The organism is Puia dinghuensis, assembly GCF_014642875.1.
In the GTDB taxonomy this organism is placed as follows: domain Bacteria; phylum Bacteroidota; class Bacteroidia; order Chitinophagales; family Chitinophagaceae; genus Puia; species Puia dinghuensis.
This window is the reverse complement of record NZ_BMJC01000001.1, coordinates 893,746-909,834: the sequence shown is the minus strand read 5'-3', so window position 1 is coordinate 909,834 and position 16,089 is coordinate 893,746. Positions and strand designations below refer to the sequence as shown.

General features: G+C 51.9%; 15 protein-coding genes and 1 tRNA gene. 8 read left to right on the top strand and 8 right to left on the bottom strand.

Annotation, left to right across the window (positions count from 1 at the left end):
- Nucleotides 1-30: 30 nt before the first annotated feature.
- Nucleotides 31-723 (bottom strand): hypothetical protein, encoded by a 693-nt coding sequence (locus IEY39_RS03545; RefSeq protein ID WP_188928588.1) that lies wholly within the window; start codon nt 721-723, stop codon nt 31-33.
- On the bottom strand, nt 710-1,234 hold the full coding sequence (locus IEY39_RS03540; protein ID WP_188928586.1) for an RNA polymerase sigma factor: 525 nt from the start codon (nt 1,232-1,234) through the stop codon (nt 710-712). Before IEY39_RS03540 ends, IEY39_RS03545 begins: the two co-directional genes overlap by 14 nt.
- A gap of 279 nt (nt 1,235-1,513) precedes the next feature.
- On the opposite strand from IEY39_RS03540, the gene IEY39_RS03535 reads away from it, so the two are divergent.
- From IEY39_RS03535 to IEY39_RS03510, 6 genes are all read left to right on the top strand, one after another.
- Nucleotides 1,514-3,835 carry an ABC transporter permease gene (locus IEY39_RS03535; protein ID WP_229688751.1) on the top strand — a complete coding sequence of 774 codons (2,322 nt, stop codon included), beginning with the start codon at nt 1,514-1,516 and terminating at the stop codon, nt 3,833-3,835.
- 157 nt (nt 3,836-3,992) lie between these two features.
- The gene (locus IEY39_RS03530; RefSeq protein ID WP_188928582.1) at nt 3,993-4,217 is read left to right on the top strand and encodes a hypothetical protein; all 225 of its coding nucleotides are present in this window, start codon (nt 3,993-3,995) and stop codon (nt 4,215-4,217) included.
- Nucleotides 4,217-4,504, top strand: coding sequence for a type II toxin-antitoxin system RelE/ParE family toxin (locus IEY39_RS03525; RefSeq protein ID WP_188928581.1), 288 nt, complete (start codon nt 4,217-4,219; stop codon nt 4,502-4,504). Before IEY39_RS03530 ends, IEY39_RS03525 begins: the two co-directional genes overlap by 1 nt.
- A gap of 67 nt (nt 4,505-4,571) precedes the next feature.
- On the top strand, nt 4,572-4,784 hold the full coding sequence (locus IEY39_RS03520; protein ID WP_188928579.1) for a DUF8507 family protein: 213 nt from the start codon (nt 4,572-4,574) through the stop codon (nt 4,782-4,784).
- A gap of 138 nt (nt 4,785-4,922) precedes the next feature.
- The gene (locus IEY39_RS03515; RefSeq protein ID WP_229688750.1) at nt 4,923-5,834 is read left to right on the top strand and encodes a lysophospholipid acyltransferase family protein; all 912 of its coding nucleotides are present in this window, start codon (nt 4,923-4,925) and stop codon (nt 5,832-5,834) included.
- Between the two features lie 302 nt (nt 5,835-6,136).
- Nucleotides 6,137-8,584 carry an ABC transporter permease gene (locus tag IEY39_RS03510; RefSeq protein ID WP_188928577.1) on the top strand — a complete coding sequence of 816 codons (2,448 nt, stop codon included), beginning with the start codon at nt 6,137-6,139 and terminating at the stop codon, nt 8,582-8,584.
- Nucleotides 8,585-8,655: 71 nt separating this feature from the next.
- Here the strand turns inward: IEY39_RS03510 and IEY39_RS03505 are convergent.
- A tRNA-Leu gene (locus IEY39_RS03505) sits at nt 8,656-8,739 on the bottom strand.
- A 123-nt stretch (nt 8,740-8,862) separates the two neighbouring features.
- Here IEY39_RS03505 and IEY39_RS03500 point away from each other — a divergent pair.
- Entirely contained in the window at nt 8,863-10,065 is a 1,203-nt protein-coding gene (locus IEY39_RS03500) for an NAD(P)-dependent oxidoreductase (RefSeq protein WP_188928575.1), read from the top strand.
- Between the two features lie 44 nt (nt 10,066-10,109).
- On the opposite strand, the gene IEY39_RS03495 is transcribed toward IEY39_RS03500, so the two are convergent.
- The 3 genes from IEY39_RS03495 to IEY39_RS03485 are packed head-to-tail and all read right to left on the bottom strand — an operon-like array spanning nt 10,110 to nt 13,270.
- Nucleotides 10,110-10,826 (bottom strand): tRNA1(Val) (adenine(37)-N6)-methyltransferase, encoded by a 717-nt coding sequence (locus IEY39_RS03495; protein WP_188928573.1) that lies wholly within the window; start codon nt 10,824-10,826, stop codon nt 10,110-10,112.
- A 22-nt stretch (nt 10,827-10,848) separates the two neighbouring features.
- Nucleotides 10,849-11,964 carry a tRNA (adenosine(37)-N6)-threonylcarbamoyltransferase complex transferase subunit TsaD gene (locus tag IEY39_RS03490; RefSeq protein ID WP_188928571.1) on the bottom strand — a complete coding sequence of 372 codons (1,116 nt, stop codon included), beginning with the start codon at nt 11,962-11,964 and terminating at the stop codon, nt 10,849-10,851.
- Nucleotides 11,965-12,019: 55 nt separating this feature from the next.
- A complete protein-coding gene (locus IEY39_RS03485) occupies nt 12,020-13,270 on the bottom strand; it encodes an ABC transporter permease (RefSeq protein ID WP_188928569.1) in 1,251 nt (416 codons plus the stop codon).
- A 49-nt stretch (nt 13,271-13,319) separates the two neighbouring features.
- Between IEY39_RS03485 and IEY39_RS03480 the strand changes: the two genes are divergently transcribed.
- Nucleotides 13,320-14,189, top strand: a complete 870-nt coding sequence (locus IEY39_RS03480) for an aldose 1-epimerase family protein (protein WP_188928567.1) — start codon at nt 13,320-13,322, stop codon at nt 14,187-14,189.
- 33 nt (nt 14,190-14,222) lie between these two features.
- Here IEY39_RS03480 and IEY39_RS03475 read toward each other — a convergent pair whose 3' ends face one another.
- Nucleotides 14,223-14,867, bottom strand: a complete 645-nt coding sequence (locus IEY39_RS03475) for an MgtC/SapB family protein (RefSeq protein WP_229688749.1) — start codon at nt 14,865-14,867, stop codon at nt 14,223-14,225.
- 15 nt (nt 14,868-14,882) lie between these two features.
- A complete protein-coding gene (locus IEY39_RS03470; RefSeq protein WP_188928565.1) occupies nt 14,883-16,088 on the bottom strand; it encodes a DUF2252 domain-containing protein in 1,206 nt (401 codons plus the stop codon).
- Nucleotide 16,089: the final 1 nt, after the last annotated feature.

Below are 16,089 nucleotides of genomic sequence, written 5' to 3'. Positions count from 1 at the left end.
CTTTATAAATACGTTGATTAGGGATAAACTTTAAATTGCCTCAAATTTCAACGAATGTAATTCCTTCATAAATTCAGCCGCTTTCCTTACCCGTTTACCCGAGGATCTTTGAATAAAGTTCCTCACCCATTTTTTATGTAAATTTTTATAGGATAATTGGTTGTAGCACCATAGCCCCAGCGGAATTAAAGAAAGTGTTGCAGCTACTTGCGCTGTCCACCAGTGCCCTCCGGTTAATGTTATCATATCTTTGTTTGCAAAAGAATCGATATGAAGATCTTTTATCGCCTTTAAAACCACGGTTGGAAAGGCCAGACATGCCGGGATAAACAAAACGACCATTCGGGCGTAATCCAGGTTATGGGCCTGCAACATTGCAAGACCGCTTTGTATGGTTACAATATCGTTGCTATAGTCCATGCGTTTGATAATAACGAGTTGCCTTATGCTGTTAATAAAAGCGACCATATAGAATGCAATCAGCGACAAGGCGGAGACACTATAAGCGGGTTCGGAAAAGTTTCTGCATAAAAACACGACCAGAAAAGCCATACACGCCAGTTGGACGATTCCTTCGGCAATTCGCCGCCAAAATAGCGGTGCAAGGCTTGATCTTACCTTCTCGGCCACGATCAAATCAATAAAACGCTGATTTAATTTCAGTGACGCCTCCAACTTCTTGTCATAAACTTCCCACAAGGACTTGATTTCATTTAGTTCCATAAAAATTGTTTTGATTGGTTAAAAAATTTGTTTTTAGTTTCTCCTTGATACGGCTGATCTTAGTTGCAACATTCGACTCTGTAATGCCCGTGATCTCGGCGATATCCCTGTAGCTTTTGTCGCCCAGATAAAGAAGCATGATAGATTTGTCAATTTCTTTTAGTTGTCCAATGAATTGTAACAGCAGGCGCAAATTCTTTTCCTCTTCTGTGTTTGGCGTACTATCCTCCTCGAATATGAGTAGATTCTCAGAATAGATAGTCCTATGAGGCTTGTTCTTTTCCTTTCGGTAAAAAGATATGGCGACGTTTAAGGCGATCCGATACATCCATGTAGAGAATTTGAAATTAGCCTTATACGCGGCGAAGGATTTCCATAGGTTATAAATGATCTCCTGTGCCAGATCGTCACGATCCTCCTTACTGGAGCAATAGGAATTGCAGACCTTGAAAATAATTCCCTTATTTTCCTTTATAAGTTCAGTAAAAAGAATTTTATCTGTCATTGCCATACATAATTCGCAAGAGAATGGAAAATGTCACAGTTTTTTTGCGAAAAATTGCCCTTACATGATCAAAATGCGTTGATGGGATCGATTTGGTGAAATCGCGCGCTCTCGCCCGCGGACAACCGGTGTATCGATAGCGGACATGGAGGGGTTGGAATGCCACCGCAATCGGTTGATTTTTAACGATTTTAAGAACCGGCATTTTTTTAGTGGCCTGTTGGTATGCTTAGTACCTACCTCAAGACCGCGTGGCGCAATATTGTCCGCGGCAGACTTTACAGCTTGTTAAATTTACTGGGGCTGGCGACGGGAATGGCCGTTGCGTTACTCATCGGGCTTTGGGTATATTACCAGCTTTCCTATGACCGCTTTGTACCCGGCTATGAGCAGTCCTACCAGGTGCGATTCAACTACAGTGATAATGGGGTTATCCGGAACCAGGCCGAGGTCTGTCTGCCGCTTGGCGACGCGCTGAAGAGGGATATCCCGGAGGTTGCGCACGTGGCGCCGGCTTTCGATATCGGGCAGCATGTGATGGTCGTGAAAGACAAGCACATCTATGGTGATGTACTCTACGCCGGGGAGGAATTCCTGCAGGTATTCCCGCTTCCGCTGGCAGGAGGTGACCCTGCGACAGCGCTGAAAGGTCCAGGCCCTTCTGTCGTGATCACCGAATCAATGGCCAGGAGCCTGTTTGGGAAGGAGGATGCGCTGAACAAGACAGTCCGTTTCGGGAGCGCCCCACTCAAGGTGACGGCCGTAGTGCGGGACATGCCGCGAAACAGCAGCTTTCATTTCGACGTCCTGCTGCCCTTCAGCGATTTTGCCCAGGACCCCGGGATAAAGGCGGCGACAACCAATTGGAATGACGCTTACTTCCAGCTGTATGTCTCGTTGCGGCCGGGGGCCGATGCGGTGAGGGCGAAAGCCAAGGCCAGGCAGCTGGTAAGGCAATATGCGCCGCAGTCTTATACGACTTTCCACCGCGAGGCCATGCTCTTTCCGCTGAAGGACTGGCATCTGTATACGGGCTTCAAGGACGGCCAGCCGCAAAGCGGGCTGATCGACTATGTACGGATGTTCAGCATCGTAGGAATACTGGTGTTGCTGATCGCGTGTATCAATTTCATGAACCTGTCGACGGCGCGAAGTGAGCGGCGGGCCAGGGAGGTAGGGGTAAGAAAAGTGATGGGGTCGCTGCGCGGGCAGCTGATCCTGCAGTTCCTGGTGGAGTCGCTGCTGATGACGGTGCTGGCTTTTCTGCTTTCGATTGCCCTGGTGCAGGCGGTGCTCCCCGAGTTCGATGCGCTCACCGGGGACGCTATTCGGGTGCCGTATGGAAGCGGATATTTCTGGCTGATCCTGCTGTCGCTGGTGTTGGCGACGGGGCTGGTCGCGGGGAGCCGGCCGGCCTTCTATCTTTCCTCCTTCCAGCCTGTAAAGGTTCTGAAAGGGGTGATGCGCATCGGGAAGGCGGCATCCCTGCCGAGGAAGGCATTGGTGGTGTTGCAATTCACATGCAGCATCGCCCTGATCATCAGTACCATCATCGTCTACCAGCAGATACAATATGCCAAGAACCGGCCGAAAGGGTATGACCCTAACCGGCTGATCGTATCGCGGGCTCATTCGGACGCGTTTGCGGCTTTCAAGCAGGCTGTGATGGAGTCAGGGGTAGTCAGCAACCTGACGCGCTCCGCGTACCTGCAGACGGACCCGAATGGACAGTTGACGATCGACAACTGGCCGGGGCGGCTGCCGAACGAACCTCTGTCACTTACGGTGAATGCCGTTGGCGATTCTGACTATTTCCGGACGCTGGGAATCGGCTTTACTATGGGAGATAATTTTAAGGGCAATGAAGGCGCGGATTCGGGCAGCGCTATCATCAACGAGACGGCAGTACGGCGCATGCGGTTGAAACAGCCGCTGAGCCAATACCTGAACTGCTCGTTCCACGGCGTCGCTCACCGGCTGCGGATAGTTGGCGTGGTCAAGGACGCACTGACGCAGAATCCCTTTGCTGCGGCGGAACCTTCCATGTTCCTATTCCAGCCCAGCTGGTCCTGGCAGTACACGATGCGGTTGACGCCAACGGTATCCACGTCCATGGCATTGGCGAAGCTGAAGACCGTTAGTGAGAAATTTGACCCGGGTTCTCCCTTTGTCTATTCTTTCGTCGACGAAAACTATGCGTCGAAATTCGCCACCGAGATGCTGGTCGGGCGGCTGGCGGGGATCTTTGCCGCATTGGCGATCTTTATCTCCTGTCTGGGGCTTTTCGGACTGGCGGCCTATACGGCCGAGCAGCGTACCCGGGAGATCGGCATCCGCAAGGTGCTGGGGGCGTCGGTGAGCGAGGTGCTGTTGCTGTTGTCGGGTGATTTTATCCTGCTGGTGGGTATCAGCTGTGCAATAGCGGCGCCCGTGGCGTATTATTTCCTGCATCAATGGCTGGCGGGGTATTATTACCGGATCACCATCAGCCCGCTGGTATTTGTTGCGGCGGCTGTCCTTGCGCTGGCTATTACGGCGATAACGGTCGGTTTCCAATCGGTGAGATCGGCCATGAAGAACCCGGTGACCGCCCTGCGTAGCGAGTAAGTGGCACAGTATTGGTCGCGGCAAAATTTACAGCTTATTGAAATTACTGGGGTATATGACCTGGGGGATTTCTTTTTCCTTCTACCATTATTTTTAGTAATTTAGCTTTGAATCTTGGGCGCGGCAGACCAGTTCCTCGCTCAGCAAAACATAGTTAATGGCTGATACTACCTTGCATATCCGCATTAAGAAAGAATACGCTGCTGCGCTGATCGAAGACCTCATTAAAGTTCAGGCGGTCGAGGCAGTAGAGGAAGAGGAAGTTATTGAGCTTACGTCCCGCCAAAAAGAGGCGCTGGACAAGGAACTGGCCGCTATTGCAGCCAATCCGGCTTATTTGCAAAAGTGGGATGATGTAAAATCCCGTTTCAAAAAGCCCTGATGCCATATACCATTTTTATCACCCCTACGGCCGCAGAAGATATTGCGGACGGTGTTGAACATTACAATGCTATCGCGACAGATTTGGGCTATCGTTTTGCCGACTTAGTGGCGGAGTATTTTGGTCGCATAGCCGAGCTGCCAACCGCATCGGCCGTGAGGTACAGAGATGTGCGATGTAAACCGATGAAACGGTTTCCTTACCTGATTATGTTCACTATCGATGAGGATACACATGCCGTTAACATTCTCCGTGTCTTCAATACCTATCAGGAGCCGTTATACTAATCCTCGCAAGCGAAGGCCTACCGAATCCAAAGAAGAATCAAAGTATTTTAAGTAAAATAGGTTAGTTATGATTCATCCTTCGGTACGTCCGCCTTTAAGCAATATCCAGGCTGAATTACTGAAACTTTTTTCGGTACAAATTGCTGAAAAAGATCTGCTTGAATTGAAGAAAGTGATGGCCAAATTTTTGCTTGATAAGGCCAGAGATAAGGCTGATAGTATCTGGGAAGAGCTTGGCTACACAAACGAAAAATTACAGCAAATCCTCGATAACGAATAATGCCCTTAAAATTCTAATCCGCAGTGGTCGCAAAACAAGGGGAGCTTACAAAACGGCTACATAAATTGGAAGGGAAATATTTTTATTGATCACAACAAGCACGATCCATCAATTGTTGCTCTAACCGAAAGTTCAGTTTTGATCAAACTAAACTGCTATTATCCTGTGTATTATATTTGTTTTGCTTTATTATACATTGTCAGCTTGTTTCCCTTAAGGGTTTTATATATAGTGTCTGACTTTGTCTATATTGTTATTTACTATGTGATCGGCTATAGGAAAGAAGTAGTTTTCAGCAACCTCGCCCTGGCATTTCCTGAAAAGACGGCCGCTGACAGGAAAGCTATTGCCAAGAAGTTTTATCACAATTTTGCTGACAACTGGATTGAGGTGATAAAAATGATAAGCATTTCAGAAAAGGCTATTCTGAAACGCATTTCCAGAGATTTAACAGCGTTTGAAGATATCCATAAACAGGATCGTAGCTGTCACATGCTCATGGGGCACCTATTTAACTGGGAATGGTGTAATGCCGGCGTTCCTACCGGAGTTCCTTTTAAGACCCTTGTAGCCTATTCACCCATCACCAGTAAAATATTGGACCGGTTGTTCCTATACATACGCCAGCGTTTTGGCTGCATTTTGTTACCCAATAACGATATGCGGCGGTCAATGATGCACTACCGCCATAGTAGGTATCTTCTAGCCTTGGTAGCGGATCAGAACCCGCCGTCCCCCGAAAAAAGTTATTGGCTCAACTTTATGGGCGTACCAACCTCCTTTTTGCAAGGACCCGAGAAGGGCGCGCGCATGGGCAATATACCCGTTGTATTCTTGCCTGTCATTAAGGTCCGCAGGGGCTACTATGAAATAAAAGGAATATTGTTGGACAATAATCCCGGCTCTTCAAAAGAAGGCGAACTCACACGAAAATATGTCGCCGCGCTGGAGGAGATCATTCGCAAGTTTCCTGAATTATACTTATGGAGCCACAGACGTTGGAAAAACTCATGGAAAGAAGAGTATCGTAAGCTTTGGATTGGAAATTGATTGACTCGCAGTTTTCAGGGAAAAACGGTCCAAAAAGAACAAATGACACTTCGCGAAGCCGGGAGGAACAACAAACTATATTGTAGTGGTAGTTGTGGATGAAGAAGGCGAATTGGAAGATATCACCGTCGAAAGTTGATTCACCACCCCTGTAGCTGGATGACGATAAGCGTAAACAGACAGTTTGCTGTATCGAAATCGAACAGAATAAAAGCGTTGGGATTAATAAACGACTGGTTATCAAATCAAAAATTGAATGGCACCCGCTTTGATTCCCATCCTTACGGGGAGGTCATTGTAAGATGTTCTATAATTATTTTAAGATTGCCATCCGCAGTCTTTTAAGGCGGAAAGATTACTCCGTCCTCAATATAGCCGGTCTTACAACGGGGTTAGCCTGTTGCCTACTCCTCTTTCAATATGTAGCTTTTGAGAAGGGCTATGATGCTTTTCCTAAGGCCGACCGGATCGCTCGATTAAGGCTGGATACTTATCAACATGGAAACCTGATCTATCAATCCGCTACTTCATATCCCCCATTCGGCCCTTTAATGAAGCAGCAATTTCCGGAGATAGAAGATTACTGCCGCCTGTCCAAAGCCGACCTGTTACTCTCCAACGATGAACGGGATCTAAAGTTCCGCGAGGAGAAAGGCTACTATGCCGACCCGTCATTTCTCCCTATGTTCGACGTTCAGGTGATCAAGGGGGATTCCCGGACGGCGTTGAGCGGACTGGATAAGATCATGCTCTCCGAAGAACTGGCCAGGAAATACTTTGGCAATGTCGACCCTTTGGGGAAAAAACTTGTCTACCGCGCTCCCTACTTTACCAAATTATTCGAAGTTTCGGGGGTGTTCCATCCGTTGGCTCATTCTCACCTGGTAGTCGACTATCTCCTGTCTTATGCGACTGTCGGCAGCTACTTCCGCCTGTGGGGCGACCAGAGCAGGCCGGAGGAAACGAGTTGGGGATGGGACGTTTTCTATACCTATTTGCTGCTGCGGCCCGGAACGGACATTAAAAAGCTTGAAGCTAAATTTCCGGGTTTTTGCGACCGGTACGTGAATAACGTTGAGTTCAAAAGGGCGGGCGGCATCCGCAACGAGGTTTATATAATGCCGTTGACGGATATACATCTTCATTCTGATTATGGGGAAGAAGCCGAGGTGAATGGGAATCAACAAACAGTGACCTTCTTATTCCTGGTGGCATTATTCATTCTGTGCATCGCCTGGGTGAACTATATTAATCTTGCCACGGCTCGTTCGCTGGAGCGCGCCCGGGAGGTCGGCGTCAGGAAGGTGATAGGCGCCACCCGCTTATCACTGGTCCGCCAGTTTCTGGTCGAGGGCATTTTGATCAACCTCGCTTCCTTCTTCATAGCCTTGATGATCGCAGGTTTGGTCACGCCCTGGTTCAAGGTGTTGATCAGCGAAGAACTGCCGGGTGGTTTTTATTTGCCTCCTACCTATTGGACGATGGCCGCTTTTATTTTTATCGTCGGGACGCTGTTGTCGGGGACTTATCCGGCCTTTATTCTATCAGGATTTAAGGCGGCTTCCATATTGAAAGGCTCTTTCAAAAGCAGTACCAAAGGGTTGATCCTGCGGAAAGGGCTCATCATATTTCAATGCCTGACTTCCATTGTGCTGGTGGCAGGGATGATGATCGTTTATTGTCAAATAAATTTTATGCGTTCGCAGCCGCTGGGAGTGGACATTAGTCAGATGCTGGTAGTGAACGGAGCGAGTTCCATAAAAGATACTGCCTACCAGGGAATCTTTCAGCCTTTCAAACATTCAGTCTTACAGTTGCCTGGGGTCATGAGTCTAACGGCTTCCACGAGCACGATGGGCAAAGAAAATACCTGGACTAACCGCATCGCGCGTTCGGATCCAGGCTACTCCAATCCTCTTGTCTTTCGCTTCCTGGGCGTCGACGAAGAGTTTATTCCTGCCTATGGCATGAAGCTGGTCGCAGGCAGGAATTTCTCTCCGACGGATTCCTCTGCCGGCGTCTCCGAAGGTCCTTCGGTCATCATCAATGAGACCGCGGCCCGGATGCTTGGATTCAGTACACCGGAACAAGCCATTAACATGAAAATGGGGGTCGGTGTTCCCAAAACAATAATTGGTGTCGTTCAGGACTATCATACGGAGTCCTTTCATAAAATTGTTTATCCGCAGTGGATCATTCTGCGCCGTAGTGCCCGGAATTTTTATTCTATCAAGATCTCCTCGCGGAATATTCCGGCGACGATTGCCGCTATCAGGGAAAAATGGAAGACCTATTTCCCCAACGATGCTTTCGACTATTATTTCCTTGATGAATTTTTTGACAAGCAGTACGCGGCAGATCGACATTTTGGAGCTGTCTTCGGCGTCTTTGCCGGCATTGCGATGGTCATTGCCTGCCTGGGTATTCTCGGACTTGCTGCCTACAATATACAGCAGCGCACCAAAGAGATCGGTATCCGCAAAGTCCTCGGAGCATCCGTAAAAAACATTATGTATCAGCTTTCGAAAGATTTCGTGAAGCTAATAATATTGGCGACCCTGACAGGCGTGCCTGTAACATGGTGGATAATGCACACCTGGCTGCAGCAATTCGCCTACAGGATCGAAATAGGTTGGTGGACCTTCCTGGCAGCGGGGTGTATCCTGATGATCCTCAGTATGGGTGCGATCAGTTTCCAGGCGATCAAAGCAGCTACTGCCAATCCGACGAAGAGCCTCAGAATGGAATAGGGATGCTTATCTTCCTTCTTCCTACCGGTAGTAAGAAAAAAGCCTCCTCCGCGATCGCGAAGAAGGCCTTGTGCCCAGAACAGGAATCGAACCTGCACATTGTTGCCAATACCAGATTTTGAGTCTGACGCGTCTACCAGTTCCGCCATCTGGGCATGGGATCGTTGGGAAAAGCGGGACGCAATATTACGTATTTAGCCCCTCCTGTCCAAAAAGGAGTGAAAAATTCTATCTTTAGCAATCGCCCGGACGAGAAACCGGCGGAAAAACGGCTAAGGATGATAACGATAGGCTTGTTACGCGAAGGCAAAATTCCTGCAGACAACAGAGTGGCTTTGACGCCCGCTCATTGCAAATGGATCCATAAAACTTCGACCGAAGTAAGGGTGATAGCACAGGCTTCGCCCGAGCGCTGCTATTCCGATAAAGAGTATCTCGCCGCGGGGGTTGAAGTACGGGAGGATATGACCGGTTGCGACATCCTCCTCGGCATCAAGGAAGTGCCTGCAAAAACCCTGCTTCCCGGCAAGACCTATCTCTTTTTCTCCCACACCAAGAAACAACAACCTGACAACCGGCAGATGTTTCGCGCCATCCTGGAAAAGAAGATCACCCTCATCGACTATGAATGCCTGGAGCACGACGATGGGCAGCGTATCCTGGGTTTTGGTTTCTTTGCCGGTGTCGTGGGAGCGCACAACGGGATCATGGCCTATGGGCAGCGCACCGGTGAGTATAATCTTGGCCGGGTACACCAGCAGCAGAGTTTCCGCGAACTCATCCACACCTATTTCGGTCTCCGGCTGCCGGAGATAAAAGTAGCCGTCACCGGCTCCGGCCGCGTGGCGCATGGCGTGCTGGAAGTGATGAACCTCCTGGAAATAGTAGAGGTGGAGCCCGATGAGTTTCTCGAACGCAGCTTCTCCTATCCGGTGTTTACCCAGCTGAAAGGCGGCGGGCTCTACGAACATGTCCAGACAAAGACCTATCATCGCGAACACTTTCATGCTCATCCCCAGGACTATCGCTGCACCTTCCTGCCTTTTACCCGGACAGCCGATATCCTGATGAACGGCATCTATTGGGACAAAAATATGCCCCGGCTGTTCGAGTGGGAGGATATGGTGCATCCCGACTTCAGGATAAAGACCATCGCCGACATCACCGATGACAAGGAAGGGTCGATACCCTGCAACCTTGGCGAGGCTTCCATGGAAGCCCCCATTTATGGAGTAGACCGGCAGACGCGGCAACGCACGGCGCCTTACCTGCCCGGCTCGGTCGACGTCATGGCCGTTGGCAACCTGCCTAACGAATTGCCAAGAGATGCCTCCCGGTATTTTGGCCAACAGCTGATCAAATACGTATTGGAACCGCTGATAAATGGAGGCTCGAAGATCATCGATCGCGCGACGATGGTGAGGGGCGGCCAACTGATGGAGCACTACCGCTACCTGTCGGAATACGCCGGTGTGCGTTAACAGCGTGGAGGGGCCACCGAGGGGAGAGGCTGGCGGGCCCGCGCTTACAAATACAAGTAATAATCGCGCATCAGCTCGGCAAAGTCCTCCGTATACACTCCTTCGCTGTTCTGTATCGTCAGCTCGGTCGTCGGGACAAAGCCTTCGCGGCGGCGGGAGAAATAGAGGATGCTCCTGAAAAAATCATGACGGGGTGTCTGGCGCACCAGGAGTTTTTCCTTCAGACAAAAGCCATAGGCCGAAGCGGCTGTCTCTTCAAACCAGGCCGCCCGGTGATAGGGTAGGAGGATACCGAAAGCGCCTTCGGGGGACAGATTGGCGTGGATGACGGTGAGCAGTTCGGCAAGGGTTAGCTCCTTGCTGTGACGTGCCAGGTTGACGGCGTCGCTGGCAGCGGGCAGGTCGTCCTCATAAAAAGGCGGGTTGGTGATAATGAAGTCGAATTTGCCGGGAAAAGTAAAAGAGCGAACATCTCCCGGGAAGACCTTTAGCATTTGCTTCCAGGGACTTTGCCCGATATTATCCTTCAGTTGCCGGTAAGCATCGAGGTCGAGCTCGATGCCCCTGATCTCTCCCTTGTGCTTCTGCGCCAGCATCAGCATCAATAGCCCGGTGCCGCTGCCGATGTCCAACACCTGTGACCAGGCCGGTGCCTTGTTGGCAAACCAGGCGCCCAGGATGCAGGCATCCGTGCACACTTTCATGGCGCACTGATCCTGGCGGATCATGAACTGCTTGAACTGAAAATAAGGGTTGGGCATGCTTCGCGAAATTATGGAAAACTCACCATTCGGCGCGGGCACTGGCGCTCACCGACAAAGGGGCGAATTCACCCGCCAGGTATTTGTAATAGCCCGTGATCGCGATCATGGCGGCATTATCGGTACAGTATTCAAAAGGTGGGATAAAGGTGTTCCAGCCGTTGTTCCGACCCATCTCCCCGAATGCTTTGCGCAATCCACTGTTGGCCGATACCCCACCGGCGATGCAAAGATCGGTGACGCCCGTTTCCCGCGCCGCCTTCCGGTATTTGTTGAGGAGGATGGAGATGATGCGCCCCTGTATCGAGGCGCAGATATCGGGCAGGTTGGCGGCAACGAACCCGGCGTCTTTTGCTACGTTCTCCTGCAGGAAATAAAGAATGGCCGTCTTCAGTCCGCTAAAGCTGAAATTGAGGCCTGGTATCTGTGGCTCGGGGAATGGAAAACGGCCGGCATCGCCTTCCCGCGCATATTTATCAATGAGGGGGCCGCCGGGGTAGGGCAGGCCGAGCAGCTTGGCGGATTTGTCAAAGGCTTCGCCGGCGGCGTCGTCGAGTGTCTCGCCGATGACCTCCATTTTCAGCGGGGAATGACAAAGCACTATCTGAGTATGCCCGCCGCTGACGGTGAGGCAAAGAAAAGGAAAGGATGGCCGGGCGGCTTCCCGGCTGGCGGGCGAGGCGGGTCCGGGACTGGCGGCCGTAGAGGTGGAGGCAACGGGCGATGACGCTGCGCTCCGGGCAGCGGACGCCGGGACAATGAGATTTGCCAGTACATGTGCCTGCATGTGATGCACGGAGAGAAGCGGGATGTCCAGTGCCTGGGCCAGCGATTTGGCGAACTGCGAACCTACCAGCAACGACCCGATGAGGCCCGGGGACTGGGTAAACGCGATGGCCGTCAGTTCGCTGATGGAAACACCGGCTTTCTTCAGGGCGGCGTCCACCACCGGAACGATGTTCTGCATATGCGCCCGGCTGGCCAGCTCGGGCACAACACCGCCGTATTGTTCGTGGACGGCCTGGCCGGCAATGATATTCGACAGGATCACCTCATCGCGGCTGATGGCGCAACTCGTTTCATCACATGAGGATTCGATGGCTAAAAGGGTAACCGGGCCTGAACTCGTTGTTCGCATGGGCGCAAAATTAAGGAAAAGCGAGGGGATGCACCGGGCCGCAGGGTGGGGGCTGTCAATTGCTCCTGATCGCTACCACCGGGTCCATCCGGGCGGCGACAAAGGCCGGGATGATGCCCGCCGCAACACCCGTGAAGATGCAAATGGAGACGGCCAGCAGGATAATATTCAGGGGAATGATGACCCGGAAGCTGAGGATGGCAGAGAAGATCAGCGTCAGGGCAAACACGGCTATCAGTCCGATGAGCCCGCCGATGACACAGAGAAAGGCCGACTCCAGCAGGAATTCGGTGAGGATGCTTCCCTGTTTGGCGCCGATGGCTTTTTTTAGCCCGATCTGGCCTGTCCTTTCCCGTACGGTGACGAACATGATATTGGCGACCCCGAACATCCCGACGATGAGCGATAGAACGGCGATGGCCCAGCCGCCGATGTTCATACCACTAAAGATGGGGTCGAAGAATTTGCCCAGATTATCGATGTTATTCAGGGAGAAATTATCGTCCTGGGTGGGACTGAGCTGCCGGATCGACCGCATCGCCCCTTTCAACTCATCCTGCAGTGCCTCCGTGCTCATTTTGCTACCGGCCTGGGCAAGTATCTTGGGATTGGCATTCTCTTCCTTGATCATCTGTTTCATAAACGAATAGGTCAGCAGGATACAGTTGTCATAGTCCCAACCGCCGATGAGACTTTGACCCTGTTTCTCGATGACGCCGATGACGATGGCATTCTTACCGCCTCTCAGTTTCACCGTCTGGCCTACCGCCTTCTCCGGCTTGTTGAAGAGCTGTTCGGCAATACGATAGCCCAGTACGACGAACGGCGACCCATGGTCGAAATCAGCCTGCTGGAAATACCGGCCGGTCCCCACCGTCACCTGCTGTATCTTGTCGAAATCCTCCGTATTGCCATAGTAGCTGACACCCGTGAGGCTGTTGTCGCCGTAGTCGACCCTGTCCTGCGTCTCCATTTCAAAGGAGATGTGGGCGGCATCGGGAACCTTCATTTTCAGCAGCCGCAACTCGTCGAATTTCGGTGTTGGCCGCTTGATATATTTCCACCAGGGATAATCCGGACCGGGGGTATATTGCCATTTGTCGATATAGATCGTCTTGGTGCCAAGCGCCTTCAGGTCTTTGTTGACCTGTATTTGCATGCTGCTGATGGTGGACAGCACACTGATGATACAGAAGATGCCAAAGGTGATCCCTAACAAGGAAAGGAAGGTGCGGAGCTTGTTGCTGCGAAACTCCTGTAACGCCATTTTAAAGCTGGTCCAGATGATCTCCAGGTTGCGAAACATGACCCGAATGTACGCATTAAAGCCCTAAATTTGGGCAAATTCACCGGTTATGTTCTTCATCGAAAACCAACAGATCAGGCTTAGTATACATCCCAAAGGCGCAGAACTGCAAAGCATTTTTCACAAAGGGTATCAGACCGAATACTTATGGAATGGGGACCCGGCTTTCTGGGGTAAGCATTCCCCCCTGCTGTTTCCTATCGTAGGCACCCTGAAGGCCAATACCTACTACTACCAGGATAAGCCCTATACGCTTTCCCGCCATGGTTTTGCGCGCGACCAGGAGTTCGGAGTGGAGACCCAGGCACCGGAATCCATCACTTTCCTCCTGAAAAGCGACGAGGCTACCCAACAGCATTTTCCCTTCGACTTCGAGCTTCGGATCATCTACCGGCTCACTGCCAGCGGTTTTACCACCACCTACCGGGTAAGCAACCCTGCCACTGTACCGCTGTATTTTTCCGTCGGCGGCCATCCTGCTTTCAACGTTCCGCTTGCCCCGGGGACAACCTATACCGACTATTACCTGCAATTCGATCAGCCGGAGAGTGCACCCCGCTGGCCCATCTCCAAAGACGGCCTCATCGAAAGGCAGTCCCAGCCCCTGCTTGCCGATAGCCTGACCTTGCCCTTGAAAAAGGAGCTGTTCGCCAAAGACGCCCTGGTGTTCAAGCATCTGGCCTCTACCGGTATCGCCCTGCGTTCTGCGCGCACCGAACGGGGATTGCGAATGGAGTTTCCCGGCTTTCCCTTTCTTGGTATCTGGGCGGCGCCAAATGCGGATTTTGTCTGTATAGAACCATGGTGCGGCATCGCTGACTCCGTCGACAGCAACCAGCAGTGGACGGAAAAAGAAGGGATCAACCGGCTGGAGGGTGGAGAAACATTCGCAAGGACCTGGACCCTGGAGGTATTCTAAGCAAGGCACCGTCGTGGTGGGACCCCGCCGCCATCAAAACTCCAGCTCCCTTACTGTAGGGTCACGCATCAGTTCGTGGATAACATGGCGATGGTTCTTCTCTGAGCCCTGTACCAGCCATTCCCCCGTGAGCAGATTTTCAGCCGATTTGCCCTGCCGGGTTCGTTTGAACCGGAGGTGGTGGCTTTTAAAGAGGGTTTCATAACGGTGGAGGGTCTCATTCTCAAAAGGACATACGATTCTGTAGTTGCGGAGCTGGTTGAAGCTGTCGATCCGCTCTTCCACCAGGCTGAAGGCAAAAAGGACGACCAGGATCATCAGGGTGGTAATGCCGGCGATCAACAGGTAGCCTGCACCGATGGCCACGCCCAGGGCCGCCGTCACCCAGATCATGGCCGCCGTTGTAATACCGTTGACCTTACTGGTGCTGTCACCTTTAAAAATGACGCCTGCCCCCACAAAACCGATACCGGTGACGATATTGGAGGCGATGCGGTCGGGATTGCTGCTGCCCCCGATGATCTGGGAGAAGATGGTGAAAATGGTAGCCCCCAGACAGATAAGCGTAATGGTGCGGAAGCCGGCCGACTTGCTGCGGTATTCCCTTTCCGCACCGAGCGCGCCACCGATGACGAGGGACAATATCAGTTTCAAAAGGATGTCCTGTGTTGCTGCCATAGTACAAGTACAATTTTAGGAGAAGAAACCAGCTTTGTAAGCAGTGAAATAGTCCTGGTAGTCCTTTTTTACCACGCCGGCATAGGTGCGGGCATACTGCAGCACCGGCTCCTGCCAGTGCCTGTTATGGCCGAATTCGATGAGCAGATCGGGGATGGCGGCGCCCTGGCGGCCAGCGCTGCGTAGCTGGGCGCTCGCGGTGAGGAAGGCCATGTCTTCCACCACGCAGGCGATGTCCTTGTACCGGTCGCGCACCTGGAGGAAATCGATCTTATCCGCGGTGGGTTGCATCTCTTTCAATACATAGGGAGAACCCTGGAAGATCGTTGTGCTCAGCAGGGCCGGGTTGATATTCTGCATCCGGTGCTGGATGGCTACCACCCGCTCGGCTTCCGAGGTCCACGTGGGTTGGGGAATGCTGAGCCAGGGTTGCACCGACGAAGGCAAGGCCTCTTTCATATCGATGAGCAGGTGCTTTTTGGGGTCATTGGTATTTTGTACCAGGAAAAGATACCGCCGGCAGCCAAGGCTACCGGTGCCGGCAACCCGAAAACAGGCATCGAGAACGGTGTAACGGTCTTTCAGCACGGTGGAATTTTGCAGCCATTGGTTGACGTGTACCGAGAGCTCTTTGCGCAGGGTCTTGTCGATGGGGAAGAGGCGCACCCGGTCGATGCGGATCCGCAGTTTGCCGTTCTTTCCTTCTTCGGAGCGCTGCCGGATGAGCTCTTTCTGTTTACGCTCGCAGATCGTATCCATAAAGGTGCGGACGATGCCATGGGCCGTTTCTGGTTCCACATAGAGGGCCTTGCCTATACCGAGATGCTTCGTATAGACGCCCAGGAAGAGACCGGCTGCCTGTTCGGTTTCTTTTTTACTTATGCCCAGGGACTCGCAGCCGACGTAGATGCTCGCGACCATCCGGACCACCTCCCAGGCGGCGGGGGCGAGCAGCGCTTCGTCAAAATCATTGAGATCGAAATAGATCAGCCGGTTGTTCCCTTTGTAGGTGCCAAAATTCTCCAGGTGCAGGTCGCCGCATATCCAGGCCAGGGGAGAGTCCGGGAAAGCGGGCGCCTGGCAAAGGTCTTCGTAGAAGAGATGACAGGTTCCCCTGAAGAACCGGAAAGGGTCTTCCGCCATCAACTGATATTTCATTGCCGTGTAGGCAGGCAGCCGGGTGCTGTTAAATTCTTTAATGCGTTCGGGGATGGTAGACACG